Source organism: Paludisphaera borealis (genome assembly GCF_001956985.1).
In the GTDB taxonomy this organism is placed as follows: Bacteria; Planctomycetota; Planctomycetia; order Isosphaerales; family Isosphaeraceae; genus Paludisphaera; species Paludisphaera borealis.
In genome coordinates this window covers 4920496-4938046 of the sequence record NZ_CP019082.1, presented here as the reverse complement: position 1 = coordinate 4938046, position 17551 = coordinate 4920496, and the positions used below count along the sequence as shown (strand labels likewise).

Sequence of the window (17551 nt, the reverse complement as noted above, 5' to 3'; positions counted from 1 at the left end):
GGCGGTCCCCTTCTCTCCCAAAGGAGCCCAGATCATGGCGCGGTTCGACGATCGCAAATCGGAAACACCGGCGGATTGCGAGGGTTTCTCGCGTCGTGATTTCGTGAGGACCCTGGGTGCCGGGGTTCTGGGCGCGTCGGTCCCCTGGATCGGACTGCCCGCCTGGGCGGCCGACGCCAAGCCGTCGAAGGACCGGCCCAGCCCCTCGGACCTCTCCGAGACGGCCGTCGCGCGGTTCTACAAGACCCTCAACAAGACCCAGCGGGAGACGATCTGCTTCCCGTTCGACCACAACCTCCGCACCGTGGTCAAAAACAACTGGAGCATCGTCAAGCCGACGATCAAAGATCTCGACAAGGAGCAGCAAGCGCTCTGTCGTGAGATCATGAAGAACCTTTGCAGCGAAGAAGGCTACGAACGGTTCATGAAGCAGATGAAGGACGACTCGGGCGGCTTCAACGCTTACCACGTCGCGGTCTTCGGCGAGCCCGAGACCGACAAGCCGTTCGAGTGGGTGTTGACCGGCCGGCACGACACCTTGCGCGTCGACGGCGACAGCGTGGCGGGCTCGGCGTTCGGCGGGCCGATCTTCTACGGCCACGCCGCCGGCGGTCGCGACGAAGAAGACGCCAAGCACACGGCGAACGTCTGGTGGCACCAGGGCGAGCTAGCCAACGACATCTTCAAGACGCTCGACGACAAGCAGAAGGCGCGGGCGCTGGTCGACGACGCCGAGGATGACGACCAGAAGACGATCAGCCTGAAGGGCGCGAAACTCCCCCCCACCGGCCTGGCGATCGCCGACCTCGACGGCCAGCAGAAGGCCATGACGACCAAGCTCGTCGACGCCATGCTCCGCATGTTCCGCGAGGTCGACGCGGCGGAAGTCCGCCACTGCCTCGAAGCCGCCGGCGGCGTCGACAAACTGCGGATCACCTTCTTCAAGGAAGGCGACATCGACGACGACGGCGTCTGGGACATCTGGAAGCTCGAAGGCCCCGCCTTCTCCTGGTACTTCCGCGGCTCCCCCCACGTCCACGCCTGGCTCAACGTCGCGCGTCCCGCCTGATTTCGAGAAAGCCTCGTGCGGGCGGGCGCGTCTCGCCCCACGAGGCTCTAACCATCGTCGAGCAGCAAACCGCTCGGGGTTATGGGGTGAACAGAAGGCTCGTCTGAACCACCAGGGACGCGTGGCGTCCGACCGAACCGTCTCTCCCTCTGGAGTGCGGGAGCTTGCTCCCGCGCCTAACACCTTCATGCGGCGGCAAGCCGCCGCACTCCACATCCGAATCCGACTCGAACGCTCGGGCGACTTTTCTTCTTGCGAATCCCCAAGAGATCTTGTAGCCGGCCTCTGTGAGTCGGTCCCACGGCCGGCGAACGATTCCGCCCATCACCCCGAAACCCATCTTGAGCCGACCACGAAGCCGCCGAAGCGACGATCTCAAATCCCGATCAGGTTTTGCGGGCTGGCGAGGAGAGAGTGAAGGTTCGCTCCCCTCGCCAGGTCAAGGCTAGTGAACCACCGGGTAGTAGAAGTAGCTCGCCGTGGCCGGATTGTAGTACAGCGGATAGCGGTAGCCGTCGCCCGGCTCGTAGGTCTGGTCGGTGAGGTACGGGGCCGCGGCGGTCGTCGGGGCCGACGAGTAACCGCTGGAGTAGTAGTAGTCTGGATACGCCGCCCCGTAGCCGTAATTCCCGTACCCTCCATACCCGCCGTAGCCATAGCCGGGATAGCCAAGGCCGTAGCCGAACCCGCCGAAGCCGAAACCGCCGTAGCCCAGTCCGCCGTAACCTCCGCGATGGACGTAACCGCCGCCACCGTGGTAGCCTCCGCCACCGTGGTAGCCACCACCGCCCATATGCCCCCCGCCGCCGTGCCCACCACCACCGCCGTGTCCGCCGCCGCCACCGCCACGTCCGAAAGCCGGCGAGATCGCGCAGGCCAACACCACAGTCGCCGCCGCCACTTTTCGGGTGAATCCACTCATGAGTTTCATCGGTACTCTCCCACGTATCGAGGACGCGTGAAGGGCTCCGGAGTTGGGCCAGGTCGCCCTCGCACAATCTTGGTACGTCGGAGGTGCGGTCGAGGGTCGCGGGTTGTACAAGTTCCTCGCGTTGTTAGAGGCCGCCGAGGAGCGAGATGAGCGAGTCGAAGTCGACCGGCTTGACGAGGTGATGGTTGAAGCCGGCGGCTTGCGACCGCCTGACGTCGTCCTCCTGACCATAGCCGGACACGGCGACGATGACCGCGGTCGCGAAACCCTCATTTCGCAGAGCCCTCGCAACCTGGTAGCCGTCCATCCCCGGGAGTCCGATGTCGAGCAGGACGACGTCGGGACGGTGCGATCGCGCCGCCTCAACGGCGGTCGGGCCGTCCTGAGCGACGGCGACGTCGTGACCGAGGAGCTTGAGCAGGCGCGCCATGCCAGCGGCCGTGTCGGCGTTGTCATCGACGACCAGGATGCGCACGCCGCGCTTTTCCGCGTCGAGATCGGCCTCTTTCCAGCGCGTTCCCTCCGCGACCGCGACTTCGGCGAGGGGCAGGCGGACGGTGAACTCGCTGCCTTCGCCCGGGCCGGCGCTCGACGCCGCAACCGTGCCGCCATGCAACTCGACGAGGCTCTTGACCAGGGTGAGGCCGATGCCGAGTCCCCCCTCGGCGCGGGCCGCCGCGCGGTCTCCCTGCGCGAACAGGTCGAACGCCCGGGCGAGCAGCTCGGGCGTCATTCCCACGCCCGTGTCGCTCACGCGGACGACGACGAAACCGTCGTCGCGGCGCGCCGACAACCCGATGCGTCCGCCGGGATTCGTGTATTTCGCGGCGTTGTTGAGCAAGTTGACGAAGGTCTGTTCGAGCCTCGTCGCATCGCCCTGGATTTTCATCCCTTCGAGGTCGAGGTCGATATCAACCGAAAGGGTCTGTTTCTTTTCCTCGATGAACGGCCGCGCGGTTTCAACCGCCGAGTAGAGGATGGACGAGAGTTGGAGCGACTCCGCGCGAAGGTCGATCGCGCCGCGCGTGATCCGCGACACGTCGAGTAAGTCGTCGATCATCCGCGAGAGATGCCTGACCTGCTTCTCGATGACCTTCAGGCTCCATTCGACGTGCTGCTTGGACTGGCTTCGCTTGGCGACCTCCGTGGAGTTGGAGATGGCGGAGAGCGGGTTCCGAAGCTCGTGGGCGAGCATGGCCAGGAACTCGTTCTTACGTTTGTCCTCCGTCTTGAGCCGTTCGACGTTCGTGCGGAGGGCCTGCTCCGCCTGCTTTCGCTCGGTGACGTCCAGGCTCACGCCCGCCATGCGGACCGGCCTCCCCCGCTCGTCGAACGCCGCCCGGCCGCGGATGTGAACCCAGTGTTCCGAGCCGTCGGGCCAGACGATGCGATATTCGACATTGTATTCCGCGCCCCGCTCAAGCGACGCTCGAATCTCACCCTCGACGCAGGCCCTGTCATCGGGATGGATGAGTTTAAGGAGCGTCGCGTGCGTGAGCTCGGCGTCGGCCGGCAGGCCGAAATTCCGCTTACCGAGGCTCGAGCAGGAAATGTCGCCCGTCTCGAGATCGAGCTGCCACGAGCCCAGTCTCCCGGCTTCGAGGGCGAAGGCCAGCGAGTCTTTCGCCTCGCGGAGCATCTCGGCCTGGAGTTCGCGTTCGCGGAGATAGTCCCTCGCCTGATACTGTCGGCGACGGTCTCGCAAGGCCGACAGGACCGTGCTCACCAGCGTCGAACGTTGCACGGGGCGTTTGACGAACGTCGTGTGGCCGATGGCCCGCAGTGCGGCGAGCTTGGTCGGCGAGTCGGCGCCGGACGCGGTGAGGACGATCAGCGGGAGGTCGGACCACGGAGGCTGATCCCGCAAGAGCGCCGCGACGCCGCCCGATTGGTCCGACAAGGCCGCTTCCTCGGTGAGGATCACGGTCCCCGCGCCGCGCCTCGCTTCCTCGCAGAGCTGATCGACGCTCCGGCACGCGCGGCAGGCGACGTCCACGCCGCGGAGGACGGCCTCGGTCGCAACCGCGTCCCGCGTCGTCGGGGCGAGGACGAGTACTCGCTCGGCAAGATCGTCATCGACGCCGCCGGACTCAGTCATCGCCGCGCCTCATCAGCGAATCGTTTGGACCGCTGAATTGGGGCGTCCCGGTCAAAATGCCCTGGAACTGCTCGAGCGGCCCGCCGACCTCGATGCCTCGGTGGCTCAGCCGGAGTTCGCGGATCGTCCGCTCGTGCTCGCCGATCCGCTTCTTGATGACGGAGATCGCCTGCCGGACATGTCCCTTCGCCTCGAAGAATCGAAAGAGGATGACCGCGTCGGCGACATAGCTCGTGTCGACCGGGGTCTGCATGTCTCCGACGAGACCATACTGGGCGACGACGAGGAAGGTCACGACCCCCTTGTTTCCGAGATACGTGAGAAGTTCGTGGAGCTGCGCCGTGAGGAACTGCTCCTCGGGCATCGCGTTCATGTAGCCGTTCAGGCTGTCGATGACGACGACCTTCGCTCCGGGCTCGCCGGCTTCGCCTTCCACGGCTTTGCGCACCTGGTGGGCGAATTCTCCGGGCGAGAGTTCCGCCGGGTCGACCTGGGTCACGGTCAAGGTCCCCTCCTCGATGACGCCCGACAGGTCCATGCCAAGCGCCCTGGACCTTTTGAGAAGCGTCTGACGCCGCTCGTCGAACGCGAACACGGCGGCCCTCATCCCCGCCTCGGCCGCGGATTTTGCAAACTGGGTGGAGAGCGTCGATTTACCGCTCCCCGCCGGGCCGACGAGAAGCACGCTCGTCCCGAACTCGATGCCGCCGCCCAGCAGGGCGTCGACCTCGTCGATACCGCTCTTGAGCGGTTCCACGCTGTCCTCCGCACCGTGATTGGCGGCGATGAGCCGAGGATAGACGGCAAGCCCGCCGGGACGGATGGTGAAGTCATGATATCCTCCCTGGTACAACTGGCCACGGAGCTTGGCGATCCGGAGGCGTCGTCGCTCGGCACCGTATTCTGGCGAAAGCTGCTCCAAGGAGACGACGCCGTGGGCGATGCTCTGAAGCTGCAAATCTTGTACCTCGGACGTCTTGTCGTCGAGGAGAAGGACGGTGCAGCGTCGGCCGATGAAAAATTGCTTCAAGGCGAGAACCTGGCGCCGATACCGCAACGAGCTCTGCGCGAGCAGCCGAATCTCCGAGAGTGAATCGATCACGACCCGGCTGGGCTTACGATTCTCGACCTCGGAGAGGATGGCCCTCGCCATGGCGCCTTGCTCGATTTCGGAGGGCTCGAACATAGCGTACTGGTTGTCCGGCTCAAGGTCCGCTTCTTCAGCGATCAACTCGACGATGTGGACGCCGTCCAATGACCACCCGTGCGACCTGGCGACGGCGGTGAGTTCGGCCTTGGTCTCGGACAGAGTGACGTAAAGGACCGACTCGCCGCGCCTGACGCCGTCGAGCAGACATTGTATCGCGAGAGTCGTTTTCCCCGAGCCGGGGTTCCCTTCGAGGAGGTAGACGCGGTTTGGAGTCAACCCGCCGCCCAAGATCTCGTCGAGCCCTTCGACGCCCGTGGCGACGAGTCGCCCGTTCTCAGGGGCCGCCTGCTCCACGCTCATGATCGGATTCCTGCTAAAAGTACGACGTCATGGCCACGCGCGGCCAAGGCCGACCAGCCCAGCCTGATCGAGAAGCTATTGTATCCACTCGATCGCGGATGAATAGGAATTCCGACCCGAAGCGGGTGCGCACTCCCTGGCATCGCCCCTAGCGTACTATGCTATCTGGTGGACGTCGCGCGGACGACGTCGGAAGCGGCGGTGAATCCCATCCAGGCCGGGCCCGGCCAATCCAGTCCGTGAGACACACACATGCGAACCTATGTATTCAAAATGCTCGCCATGACGTTCGCGGCCGTCGGCTTCATGACGGCCGCCGCGCATTCCCAGGAGCCCACGGGCGCAGCGCCCGCGCAGGCGCCCGCCGCGACGAAGCCGGCCGTCGCGGAAACGCCGCCGGTGAAGCCGTTCCGCCCCGCCAACGCCGCCGAGAAGGCGATCGTCGACCAGATCGGCGCCTTCACGAAGGCCTACGCCGAGGCCAACGCGCAGGCCCTGGCCGACCTTTACGCCGACGCGGCGATCATCGTCGACGCCGACGGCGGCGAAACCCGGGGCAAGCCGGCCATCGCCCAGATGTACGCCGATTCGTTCCAGGAGCTCAAGGGCCTGAAGCTGGAGTCGCACATCCAGGCCGTCTCGTTCCTCACCAACGACGTGGCGCGCGTCGAGGGCCAGTCGCGGCTGTCGACGCCCAACGGCGACGCCTCCGAGTTCACCCGGTTCAGCACCCTGGTCGTCCTGAAGGACGGCAAGTGGAAGATCGCCGAGATCCGCGAGCACGCGGCCCCGGCCGAGGACGTCGCGCCGTACGAAAGGCTCAAGGAACTCGAATGGATGGTCGGCGACTGGATCAACGAGGGAGCCGACGACAAGGTCACCGCCAGCGTCCGATGGGCCGACGGCCAGAGTTATTTGATCCGAACCTACACCGTCGAGCTTCGAGGCGAGAAGCGGTCGTCGGGGACCATGTTCATCGGCTGGGACCCGCAGTCCGGCCAGATCAAGTCGTGGCTGTTCGACTCCCAGGGGGGCCACGGCGAAGGCTTCTGGACCCGCACGGGCGAGGACCAGTGGGTCGTCAAGGCCCAGGGCGTGCTCCGCGACGGCCTGCCGACCTCGGCCACGCAGGTCCACACCATCCTCAACAAGGACTCGGCCAAGACCAGCTCGATCGACCGCATCATCGGCGGCCAGGTCGCCCCCGACATCAACGACGTGGTGATGGTCCGCAAGGCGCCCGCGCCCGCCGCCTCCCAGCCCGCGGCGACGAAGTGACGACCCTCGGCCCGTCCTGAACCGCCCCGTTCCGTTCCGAGCGAAGCGCGTTGATCTACAAGAACCAACCGCGATCGATCCGACCATCGGCTTTACTTCATCGTGTGAGGACACCCATGTTCAGGCATCGACGTCTCCTTCCCGTCGCGGCGCTCGGCGCGTGGCTCGTCGCCGCCAGTCCAGCCTTCGCCCAACGGCCCGGGGCCGGAGGCATGAGAGGTGGAGGAGCACGGCCGGGCGGCGCCCAGGCACGGCCCGGGGGAATGGCCCGGCCGGCGATGCCCATGAACCGGCCCGCGAACATGTCCCGCCCCATGGGCAACATGAATCGCCCCGCGCCGGGCAACATGGCGCGGCCGAATTTCCAGGGCAACATGAATCGGCCAGCCGGCCAACCCGGTCAGGTCGGGATGAACCGGCCGGGGCCCGGCGTCAACAGGCCGAACCCGGGGGGCGGCTTCCCCGGCGGCGCCATGCGACCCGGCCCTGGAGGACTTCCGGGCGCCTCGACCCGCCCGGCGCCTGGAGCCGGCCTGCGTCCTGGACCAGGTGGAAACCGTCCCGGACCCGGCGGAGGGTTCAACCCGGGGGCGGGAACCCGACCCGGCCCCATCGCGGGTGGAAACCGCCCCGGCCCGATCGGCGGCGGTGGCAACCGTCCCGGCTTTGGTCCCGGCGGCGGGGTTCGGCCAGGCTGGAACGGCGGCGGCCAGCAGTGGGCCGGCGGCGGCAATCGACCGGGATGGAACGGCAGCGGGGTTCGACCGGGCTGGAACGGCGGCGGCCAGCAGTGGACCGGCGGCGGCAACCGACCGGGCTGGAACGGGAACGTCCGACCCGGATGGAACAACCGGCCGGGGGTCGGCCAGATCGGCGACAACCTCGGGGTCGTCAACCGTCCCAGCTTCAACAACAACATCAATAACATCAACACCAATATCAACAACGTCACGAACGTCAATAATATCAACAACAACGTCTTTCGCGGCGGCAACAACTACAACTTCAACCGCGGAGGATGGGGAGGCGGAGGATGGGGAGGAGGCGGCTGGGGAGGCGGCGGGAACTGGAACAACGGCTGGGGCGGCGGCGGGAACTGGAACAACGGCTGGAGAGGAGGCGGAGGCTGGGCCTCGCCGTACTACGGCAACTGGTATCAGGGCGGCTGGGGCGGAAACGGCTTCTGGAGCGGCTTCGGCGCGGGGGCGTTGACCTCGTTCGGCCTGAGCGCGCTGGGCTCCAGCTTCGGCTCCGTCAATTACGGCGTCATGGGATATCCCGCGTACGGCTACTCCACCATGGGAGTGTACGACTACTTCCCGACCTGGAGCGTTTCCAACTTCAATAGCTGGGGTCTCGGCGGGGTCGCGAACAGCCTCGTCTACAGCAACTACACAAACCCGTATTACGCCACCGTGGTCGCGGCGCAGCCGGCGCAGACGGCCGTCGTCTACGATTATTCGCAGCCGATCAACGTGGCCGCCCCGGCCCCCGCCGAGGATGTCGCGGAGAGCACCGAGCAAGTCTTCTCGGCGGCTCGCGACGCCTTCAAGGCCGGCGACTACCAGCACGCGCTCGACCTGACCGATCAGGTCTTGAAGAAGACCCCCGACGTTCCGGTCGTCCACGAGTTCCGGGCGCTGGCGCTCTTCGCCCTCAAGCGGTACGACGAGGCGTCGGCCGTCGATTACGCGGTCCTCTCGGCCGGACCGGGCTGGAACTGGGCCACGCTGGTCGGCCTGTATCCCAGCGTCGAGACCTACACGAGCCAGGTCCGCGACCTCGAAGCCGTGGTCCGCAACGCGCCCACCTCGCCGTCGCCCCAGTTCCTGCTCGCCTATCATTATCTGGTGCAAGGACACAAGGAGGCCGCCGCGGCCCAGTTCGAGAAGGTCTCCCAGCTCGCGCCCGACGACAAGCTCGCCGCCTCGTTCGTCAAGGCGCTCAAGAAGGTCGCCGGGCAGCCGGCCGCGGCGCCGGCCTTGGCCCAGGCGGCGCCCGCGCAGCCCGCTGCGACGCCGGGACAACCTGCCGCCGCAGCAGCCGCGCCAGCTCAGGCGCCTGCCGACGCCGTGGCGACGGAGAGCAAGGATGAGAACGCCAAGCCGGCCGAGCCTCCTCCGCCGCCGCCGGCGAATCTCGTCGGTACGTGGAAGGCCCAGCCCGCGGCGGACGTGGCGATCGCGCTGACGCTCGAACAGGACGGCAAGTTCTCGTGGGAGGTCGACAGCAAGGGCCATAAGGAGACTCTCACCGGCCAGGCGGGATTCAAGGACGAGACCCTTGCCCTGTTCCAGGTCGAGGGGCCCCCCCTGGCCGGCAAGGTGACCCAGAACGAGCCCAACAAGTTCGTCTTCAACCCCTCCGGCACCGGCGACAAGTCGCCCGGCCTGACGTTCACTCGCTGACAGGCCGGGCGCGGCGGGGAATCAAGTTACTTGGCGGCGTCGGCCTTGGGGATGAACTTCATCACGCGGAGCCATTCCTCGCACCGCTTCGGCCAGGTCGAGCACGGGTCGGCGCTCGGCCTCAGGCCGAAGCCGTGGCCGCCGGTCGCGAACACGTGCAGCTCGGCCGGCACACCGGCTTTCTTCAAGGCGGCGTACATATCCACACTGTTAAGCGGGCTGACCTTGTCGTCGCCGGCGTGGGCCAGGAACATCGGCGGGGCCTGCGATGTGACGTGGGCGATGGGGTTAGCGGGGTCGTCTTTCTTGTCCATGCCGCCCGGGTAAACGAGCACGGCGAAATCCGGCCGCGCGCTCTGCTTGTCGATCCCGTCGGTCTGCGGGTAGGTGGACTCGTCGGAGCGGGTGGCGGCGGCGGCCGTCAGGTGGCCGCCGGCCGAAAAGCCGAGCATGCCGATCCGGTGCGGGTCGATCCCCCATTCGGAGGCCTTGCTACGAACCACCTTCAGCGCGCGCTGTGCGTCCATCAAGGGCTGGGCCGGCGACTGGTTGTCGGGCGTCCCCTCGCGGCGGGGGACGCGATACTTGAGCACGATCCCGGTCACGCCGATCGAGTTCAGCCAGGCGGCGACCTCCTCGCCCTCCAGGTCCCACGCCAGGATGTGGTATCCGCCGCCGGGGCAGATCACGACCGCCGCGCCGGTGTCCTTGGCGGGATCGGGGCGGAAGACGGTCAGCGTCGGATGCGAGACGTTCGTGAGCCGCTTGACCTCGCGCTCGCCGGGCTTGGCATCGACGAAATGCTCCGGACCGACCGCGCCGACCTCGCCGGGCGCAGCGCCAGGCCAGACGTCCAGGGTCGTCGTCGGCTTACGATCGGCGGCGGTCGCGACGGCGGAGAGGCAGAACAGAAACGACAGGCAAATGCAGATCGTAAATCGGCGCATCATCAAGAGTCCTTGGAAGAAAGGTCGAGCCGAGGAGAGCACGGGCACCAACAGCATGCAGCCATCACGGCGCAGCAACAACGAAGAATTTCATCGTTTTCTCGGGCTTAGCGCGCCCTGTCGGAGCGTTTCGACGCTTTAGGCGTTGTGTAGGGCTCAAAACGCCCCTCATCCGGATTCGTGTCGGGACCTCGACGGAGAATTCGATTAAGCAAGTTTCATGCGAATTCGCCTTGAGGCGACTTTCAGTTTGGTATCTAATCACCCCAATCACCTCGATTCAAGCATGGGCTGACTCCCCAAGCCCCTCAGACGTACGGAATTCTTCTTTCCGCCAACCGCGGAACGATCAGGGATCGATAGGTGTGGTCATGGATGAGACCCCAAAGATCCGCGCGTTCCTCCGTCGAGCCGTAGTCGTCGCGTTCGCCCTCTCGGCGTTGACGCCCGACACACTCGACCTGACGCTCGCCCTCCGCGCGGAATCGACCGGACGGGCCGCGCCGGCCGTGGAGTCGCCAACGATCCCCCGCGATCTCCGATGGAGCGCGGACACGACGACGCCCCTCGACGACGCCTGGAACGACGGGTTCGCGCCGCGGGGTTTCGAACACGAATCAAGCGACGTCTGCCCGCTCGTATGGCCCGAACTTGGTTTGGCGTACCAGGTCTCCAAGCCGCCCAAGTCATGGGACGGCGCGATGAATCCCGCCTCCCACCTCATTTGGATCGGCCGCCGCGACGGCCGCCCTTCCCTCGATCCAGCGCCCAACCTCGCCCGATCACCCGGCCTCTATTCCGTGCTGTGCCGACTCGTCTGCTGAGCGTCTGGCCCGACAGGCGTCTCCGCCCTCGCCAACGTCCGCCAGCGACGATGAAACCACCTCCGCCGGCTCGCGATCACCGCGCCGGTCCGCGCCCGGTCGATCCCTTCCAAATCCCTTGCCTGAAGGATTATGCAAAATGTTCACATCATTCATGGTTCTTGCGTATTTCGGCCCCGAGACGGTCTTGCCGGTGACGTCGATCGTCGCCACGGTGATCGGCGTCGTCATGATGATGGGACGGAGCTCGCTGCACTGGATGTTCGCCGGCGTGAAGGGAGCGGTGCGGTTCTGCTTCCGGCGCGGTTCGTCGTCGTCGCCGGCTCCGCACGCGATCTCGGCCCGGTCGGCGAAGCGGGAAGCCGTTGAGACCCGTTGAGCTGAGACTCGACGAAGCAATAAATCGAGCAGGAACGGATAGGAAAGAGCAACTTTCTCGATGGGTCGAGGGTGCCACGGGTCGTACTCGCCCCGTGCGCCGAAAGCCTCGGTCCGCGCCCGGAAACGCGAAAAGGCGCCGACCCTTGCGGATCGGCACCTTCGGATGGTTTTCGCGATTTTCAATGAGTCGGATCAGGAGCAGCCCATGCTGTTGCCGCAGTTGAAGCAGCGGTAGCAGGTGCCGCAGCGGACGGTCAGGGCGCCGCAGTTGTCGCAGGCCGGGGCGTCGCTCTGGAAGTGAGCGAACTGGCGGTCCTGGACGCTGACCGACGTTTCGGCGGCCACCGGGGCGACGGGCTGGATCTTGGCGGAAGGCGCGGTCCCCATGACGGCCTCGGCGTGTTCGAGGTCGGCGATAGTGGCCGTGCGCTGGCCGTTGACCTTCAGGACCGGGGCGGACGCCGGGGGCTCGTCGGGAACGCCCCGGTTGGGGGCGTTGGCCTCGCGGTAGCCCTCGATGAACTCCATGCCGAGCCATCGGAAGATGTAGTCGGCGATGCTCTTGGCGATCGGGATGTCCGGGTTCTTGGTGAATCCGGCCGGCTCGAACCGGCTGTGAGCGAACTTGTTGACGAACACTTCGAGCGGCACGCCGTATTGCAGGCCAATCGAGATCGACGTCCCCAGCACGTCCATCAGGCCGCCGATCGTCGAGCCTTCCTTCGCCATCGTGATGAACAGCTCGCCGGGCCGACCGTCAGGGTAGAAGCCGACGTTGATGTACCCCTCATGCCCCTGGATGTCGAACTTGTGGGTCATGCTCCTCCGGGTGTGCGGCAGCCGCTCGCGATGAGGCCGGACCACCGAGGAAGCCGAGGCCGTCGAAGGGGCGGTCGGTCGGACGTCTTCAACGACCGGAACCACAGCGACCGGCTCGGGCGCCGGGGCGGCAGCCGCGGCTGCGGCGTCAGCGGCGGCCTTCGACTTGTCGCCGGACGATTCGCTCGACGTCGAGACCGGCTGGCTCCCCTTCGAGCCGTCGCGGTAGATGGCCAGCGCCTTGAGGCCGAGCTTCCAGCCTTCCAGGTAGGTGTTGCGAACGTCCGCGACCGTCGCCTCGGAGGGCAGGTTGCAGGTCTTGGAGATCGCCCCCGAGAGGAACGGCTGAACGGCGGCCATCATCTTGAGGTGGCCGCGATAGTGAATGCTCCGGCCCCCCTGCGGCGGGGCGAAGGCGCAGTCGAAGACCGAAAGGTGCTCGTCCTTGAGGCCGGGCGCTCCCTCGATCGTGTCGTGCTTGTCGACGAAGTCGAGGACGCCGCGGATCTCCGGCTCGTCGTAGCCGAGCTTGGCCAGCGCGGCCGGGACGGTGCGGTTGACGATCTTGAGCATGCCGCCGCCGGCCAGCAGCTTGTACTTCACCAGCGCGATGTCGGGCTCGATGCCGGTGGTGTCGCAGTCCATCATGAAGGCGATGGTGCCCGTCGGCGCGAGGACCGTCACCTGGCTGTTGCGATAGCCGTTCTTGCGGCCGATTTCCAGGCACTCGTCCCAGACCGCGTGGGCCGCGGCCAGGATGTTGGCCGGGGCGTCCTTATCGATCGCCCGGGCGGCGTCGCGATGCATCTCCATGACCCGGAGCATCGGCTCGCGGTTGAGCGCGAAACCGTCGAACGCGCCGACCTGGCCGGCGTGCTCGGCGCTGCTCAGGTACGACTGGCCGTGCATCACGGCCGTGATCGACGCGGCCAGCGCCCGGCCGGCGTCGGAGTCGTACGCCAGGCCCATCGACATCAGCAGGCTGCCGAGGTTGGCGTAGCCCAGGCCGAGCGGGCGGAACCGGTGGCTGTTCAGCGCGATCTTCTCGGTCGGGTAGCTCGCGTGGTCGACCAGAATTTCCTGCGCCGTGATGAAGATCCGGACCGCCGCGCGGAACTTCTCGATGTCGAACGAGCCGTCCTCGGCGACGAACTTCGCCAGGTTCAGCGACGCCAGGTTACAGGCCGAGTCGTCGACGAACATGTACTCGCTGCACGGGTTCGACGAGTTGATCGGCGCGGTGTTGGGGCAGGTGTGCCAGTGCTGGATGGTGTCCTCGTACTGGACGCCGGGGTCGCCGCACAACCAGGTCCCCTCGGCGATCCGGTCGAGCAACATCCCGGCCTTGTACGTCTCCATCGGCCGGCCGGTCAGGACGGCCCTGGTGGTCCAGTCGCCGCCTTTCTCGGCGGCTTCCAGGAAGTCGTCGGTGCAGCGGACGGACAGGTTGGCGTTCTGGAACAGCACCGTGCTGTACGCCTCGCCGTTGAAGTTGGCCTCGTAGCCCTCGCGGATCAGCGCCTGAGCCTTGCCTTCTTCCTTGATCTTGCACTCGATGAACTCAAGGATGTCGGGATGCCAGACCTTGAGGGTCTGCATCTTGGCGGCGCGGCGGGTCTTGCCCCCCGACTTCACGACGCTGGCGACGGCGTCGAAAACCTTCATGAAGCTCACCGGGCCCGACGGCTTGCCGCCGCCGGCGAGTTTCTCGCGGCTGGAGCGGAGCGTCGACAGGTCGGTCCCCGTCCCCGAGCCGAACTTGAACAGCATGGCCTCGCTATGGGCCAGCTTCATGATCCCTTCCATGTCGTCGGAGACGCTCTGGATGAAGCAGGCGGAAGCCTGAGGCGTCTGGTAGGCGCCCGTCGCCGCGACGATGGCGCGGGCGTCTTCGTCCCACCGCCAGTTGTTGGCCGGGCCGTTGATCCCGTAGCTGTGATACAGCCCGACGTTGAACCAGACCGGCGAGTTGAACGCCCCGTACTGGTTGAGGCAGAGCGACGACAGTTCGTCGTGGAACCGCTCCGAATCCTCGACCGTCGCGAAGTAGCCGTCCTCACGGCCCCAGTCGGCGATCGTCCGCGTCACCCGGCCGACGAGCTGCCGCACCGAGAACTCGCGCTTGCCGTCGCGGGGCGAGCCGTTGCCGGCGGACACGTCGCCGTAAAAGTACTTGCTCGCCACGACGTTGGTCGCGAGCTGGCTCCAGGCCTTGGGGATCTCGCAGTCAAGCTGCTGGAAGATCGCCCGACCGCGCTCGTCCTTGATCTCCGCCGCCCGGAAATCCCACTCCACCTGGTCGAACGGATTCACGCCCTCGGCGCTGAAGACGCGAGGAACCTGCATGCCAGACCGCTTCTTGGCCTGGTCCTTCGTTTTGGCCGCATGTCCTTCGGCCTGCTCCGTAGAGGATGTTCCTGTCCGCTCGCCTGCTCTCGACATTGACGCACTCCTATGGGACGCTCGGGTTGCGAGTCAGATGGACCCTTACCCATTTAACCAGGTGGCGTGTCCGGCAGTCCAGGTGTTCGTCTGTCGAGGTAAAATCGGCGTCTGGACGGACGAACATGAGTCATAACCAGCAAGCCGAATGCCGCTGGTCTTGTTGATCCTGTCCGGCTTCGATGATGGGGCCGCGTCGGTCGCTACAACCGAAACTCGGTCCGATCGGAATTCGTAGGGTGGGCACCGCCCACCTCCCTCGCGTTCGCGGCTTATAAAACCCGGTGGGCGGTGCCCACCCTACGAATTCGAGGGCGTCATCCGACGGCCGACGATGGCGACTCCCATCTTGGTGGTTTCGAACCCTCAACTCTTGCTCTCAGATTCGGAGGAGCAAAAAAAAAACCGCTCGCGGCAAGAAGTCTTGCCGGGCGAGCGGTAAATTCTGCAAAGCCGACGAATCAGGCGTGCGAGGCCGCAATCAGGAGGCGGCGGCCAGGCTCATTATCTGGACCGTCGTGTACGGCTGACGGTGACCACGGCGACGGCGCATGTTCTTGCGACGGCGGAACTTCTGGATGATGATCTTCTTGGCGCGGAACTGGTTGACGATCTTGGCGACCACGCGAGCGCCGGCGATCTCGGGAGCGCCCAGGGTGGGCTCGCCCTCACCGACGATCAGCAGGACCTTGCCGAAGATCAGCTCGTCGCCGGCCACGCCTTGGCGGTGGTCGACCTGGACGAAGTCACCTTCCTGAACCCGGTACTGGTGGCTTCCGTCTTCAAAAACAGCGTACATTCCGAGAAACTCCTGGCGGACACAGCAGGCCGCACGACGGGATGAACGGGAAACTCCGGAGAGCCTGCCCCGCGACGTCTTCTTATTTCGAGATCTCGCCTGCCGGCTGCCATTCCGCTCCGTCGGCGAAGAAACCGCAAGCATACAATATCCTAAGAGTCCGAATCAAGAGACGTTCCAGGCTTCGGCGGGTCTCGCGGCGCTCGAGTTCTCCACGTTTTGATTTGAGCCGCCCCGATCCAGAACGTCGCGCCCACGAGGAATCCGAAGAGTACGCCCAGCCCGATCATGGAGGCAACCATCTCGAAGAGCCGCCACGCTCTCGGTTTGACGGGATGAGCGGAAAAGGATTCGCCCACAAAGCACACAACGGCGAATCCGACGTTAGTCGCCACCGCGCCCGTGATGCTCCCCGGGATGACCTCCCCGTCGCGCGCAATCTGAATCGCACCGCCCACCACAGGACCGATGAGGAGGAGGGCGATCGGCCAGGACAACCTGAACAGGCCCAAGAACAGGGCGACGCAGGCTACGAACGTCATCAGCGAGCGCAAGCTGAACTTCAACCCCCGGAACGACGCAAGGACAGGTGGGGGATCAGGGGCTCGATTCGAAATCGCCATGATCGGTCCAGCTTACGGATCTCGCTCGAAAGCCGTCCAGCCGGCCGAGCTTACCATCCGATGAATTGATGGTGGGCCGGTCTCGTGTCGGAGTGCCGTTGACGGGAATCGGCCGAACGGGTAACAAGCCATCGCCTGTCGAACGGTCGAGAGTTCACGCACGCGCGGACGCGTCTTTCTTACTCATCTGCTCCACCCTACCAACCCATTCAAGGGTGACCTCGTGGCAATCCCGGCTCTCCTGACCGCGTTCGCCAGTTTGACACTGGCCTTCCCGGTGGATGGGAGGGCGGAGGGGAACGCGAGCGTGACGGCGGCCGAGGTCGTCGAAGCCCGGGTCGTGGCCGAGAACCTGGAGGTCTTCGACCAGCCGAAGGACGCCGGATACGTCGTCGCCGGGTTGAAGCGGGGGGACCGGGTGCGGATTCGCTGGAAAGAGCCCGCGCCGGCGGGCTGGCTGGCGATCGAACCGCCGCCGACGGTCGTCTGCTGGATCGAGGAAGCGGCCGTCGAGCGTCCCGAGGACGCCGGCCCGGCCGATCACGTGGGGGTTTCGACGCGGACCCGGGTGCGAACGGCCCACGCGGTGGTGCGGTCGGGGAATCCCGAGGCCCGGCTCCCCGGTCCGCCTTGCCAGACCCTGGAGCGCGGCGAGCCGGTGCTGCTGGTCGATCGCCCCGCGCTGACGTTCGGCGGCGGTCGCGGGCGGCGATGGCTGGCGATCGCGCCGTCGTCGAATCAGAGTTTCTTCGCGGCGGCGGACGGGATCGGCTGGGATCGACCGACTTCGCCCGCTGCTCCCCCGCCGGTTGACGCGGTCCGCGCCGGGTATCAGCCGGCGGCCGATTCGGAGTCGGCGGTCGACCCCGAACTGAGGCGGATCGACGGCATGCTCCAGGCGATCGTCACGGGCCAGCCGGTCGAGAACTGGAAGCTCGCGGACGTCCGCGCCGAGTACCAGACGCTCTTGAAGTCCCGCCCCGCGCTGGAAGAGTCCCTGCGGAGCCGGCTGGCGCAGGTCACACGGTACGAGCAGGCGGCGAAATCCGCGCAGCGGATCATCGCGATCGTTTCCAAAAGCCGACGGCGCGACGAGGAAGTGGCGAAGGTCGAGCGGAAGATGGCGACTTCCGCGCAGGAGAGTCGGCGGCTTTTCGACGCCGTCGGGTTCGTGCAGCCGTCGTCGCGGATGGTGAACGGCCACAAGGTTTACGCTCTGATCGGCCGCGAGGGGACGGCCGTGGCCTACCTGGACATCCCCCCCGGCCTCGACCCCGAGCCACTGCTGGCCCACCGGGTCGGCGTGCGCGGCCACTCCCGTTTCAACGGCGAGCTGGGAACCCGCGTGATCGCGGTCAGCGACCTTGAGAACCTCGAGCCGAAGCGATAGAAACCGCTTGGCCCGAGGCGTCGTTGCGATCG

Annotated in this window: 12 protein-coding genes; 6 read left to right on the top strand and 6 right to left on the bottom strand. The window is 66.2% G+C overall.

Translation table 11 applies throughout. The features are described 5' to 3' along the window. Positions 1-34 precede the first annotated feature (34 nt). A complete protein-coding gene (locus BSF38_RS19035; RefSeq protein WP_076348268.1) occupies positions 35-1069 on the top strand; it encodes a DUF3500 domain-containing protein in 1035 nt (344 codons plus the stop codon). A 445-nt stretch (positions 1070-1514) separates the two neighbouring features. Here BSF38_RS19035 and BSF38_RS19030 read toward each other — a convergent pair whose 3' ends face one another. The 3 genes from BSF38_RS19030 to BSF38_RS19020 all read right to left on the bottom strand — a co-directional run bounded on the left by BSF38_RS19030 (position 1515) and on the right by BSF38_RS19020 (position 5608). Further along, complete coding sequence (locus BSF38_RS19030; RefSeq protein ID WP_076348266.1) at positions 1515-2000, bottom strand: hypothetical protein; 486 nt, start codon at positions 1998-2000, stop codon at positions 1515-1517. 124 nt (positions 2001-2124) lie between these two features. Beyond that, positions 2125-4098 (bottom strand): hybrid sensor histidine kinase/response regulator, encoded by a 1974-nt coding sequence (locus BSF38_RS19025; protein ID WP_076348264.1) that lies wholly within the window; start codon positions 4096-4098, stop codon positions 2125-2127. After that, positions 4091-5608: an ATPase domain-containing protein gene (locus BSF38_RS19020; protein ID WP_076348262.1), complete on the bottom strand. Its 1518-nt coding sequence runs from the start codon at positions 5606-5608 to the stop codon at positions 4091-4093. Before BSF38_RS19020 ends, BSF38_RS19025 begins: the two co-directional genes overlap by 8 nt. A gap of 252 nt (positions 5609-5860) precedes the next feature. Here BSF38_RS19020 and BSF38_RS19015 point away from each other — a divergent pair, with 252 nt between their 5' ends. Continuing rightward, positions 5861-6886 (top strand): YybH family protein, encoded by a 1026-nt coding sequence (locus tag BSF38_RS19015; protein ID WP_076348260.1) that lies wholly within the window; start codon positions 5861-5863, stop codon positions 6884-6886. A gap of 284 nt (positions 6887-7170) precedes the next feature. Continuing rightward, positions 7171-9294, top strand: a complete 2124-nt coding sequence (locus tag BSF38_RS30400) for a tetratricopeptide repeat protein (RefSeq protein WP_145952230.1) — start codon at positions 7171-7173, stop codon at positions 9292-9294. Positions 9295-9320: 26 nt separating this feature from the next. On the opposite strand, the gene BSF38_RS19005 is transcribed toward BSF38_RS30400, so the two are convergent. Further along, positions 9321-10244 (bottom strand): alpha/beta hydrolase, encoded by a 924-nt coding sequence (locus tag BSF38_RS19005; RefSeq protein ID WP_168189414.1) that lies wholly within the window; start codon positions 10242-10244, stop codon positions 9321-9323. 368 nt (positions 10245-10612) lie between these two features. On the opposite strand from BSF38_RS19005, the gene BSF38_RS19000 reads away from it, so the two are divergent. Both BSF38_RS19000 and BSF38_RS18995 read left to right on the top strand, forming a co-directional pair. After that, complete coding sequence (locus tag BSF38_RS19000) at positions 10613-11065, top strand: hypothetical protein (protein ID WP_076348258.1); 453 nt, start codon at positions 10613-10615, stop codon at positions 11063-11065. 139 nt (positions 11066-11204) lie between these two features. Next, a complete protein-coding gene (locus BSF38_RS18995) occupies positions 11205-11444 on the top strand; it encodes a hypothetical protein (RefSeq protein WP_076348256.1) in 240 nt (79 codons plus the stop codon). A gap of 194 nt (positions 11445-11638) precedes the next feature. On the opposite strand, the gene BSF38_RS18990 is transcribed toward BSF38_RS18995, so the two are convergent. After that, on the bottom strand, positions 11639-14611 hold the full coding sequence (locus tag BSF38_RS18990) for a vitamin B12-dependent ribonucleotide reductase (protein ID WP_237170522.1): 2973 nt from the start codon (positions 14609-14611) through the stop codon (positions 11639-11641). 577 nt (positions 14612-15188) lie between these two features. Then, complete coding sequence (gene rplU / locus BSF38_RS18985) at positions 15189-15506, bottom strand: 50S ribosomal protein L21 (protein ID WP_076348252.1); 318 nt, start codon at positions 15504-15506, stop codon at positions 15189-15191. An 846-nt stretch (positions 15507-16352) separates the two neighbouring features. On the opposite strand from rplU, the gene BSF38_RS18975 reads away from it, so the two are divergent. Further along, the gene (locus BSF38_RS18975) at positions 16353-17519 is read left to right on the top strand and encodes a hypothetical protein (protein ID WP_145952229.1); all 1167 of its coding nucleotides are present in this window, start codon (positions 16353-16355) and stop codon (positions 17517-17519) included. Positions 17520-17551 lie beyond the last annotated feature (32 nt).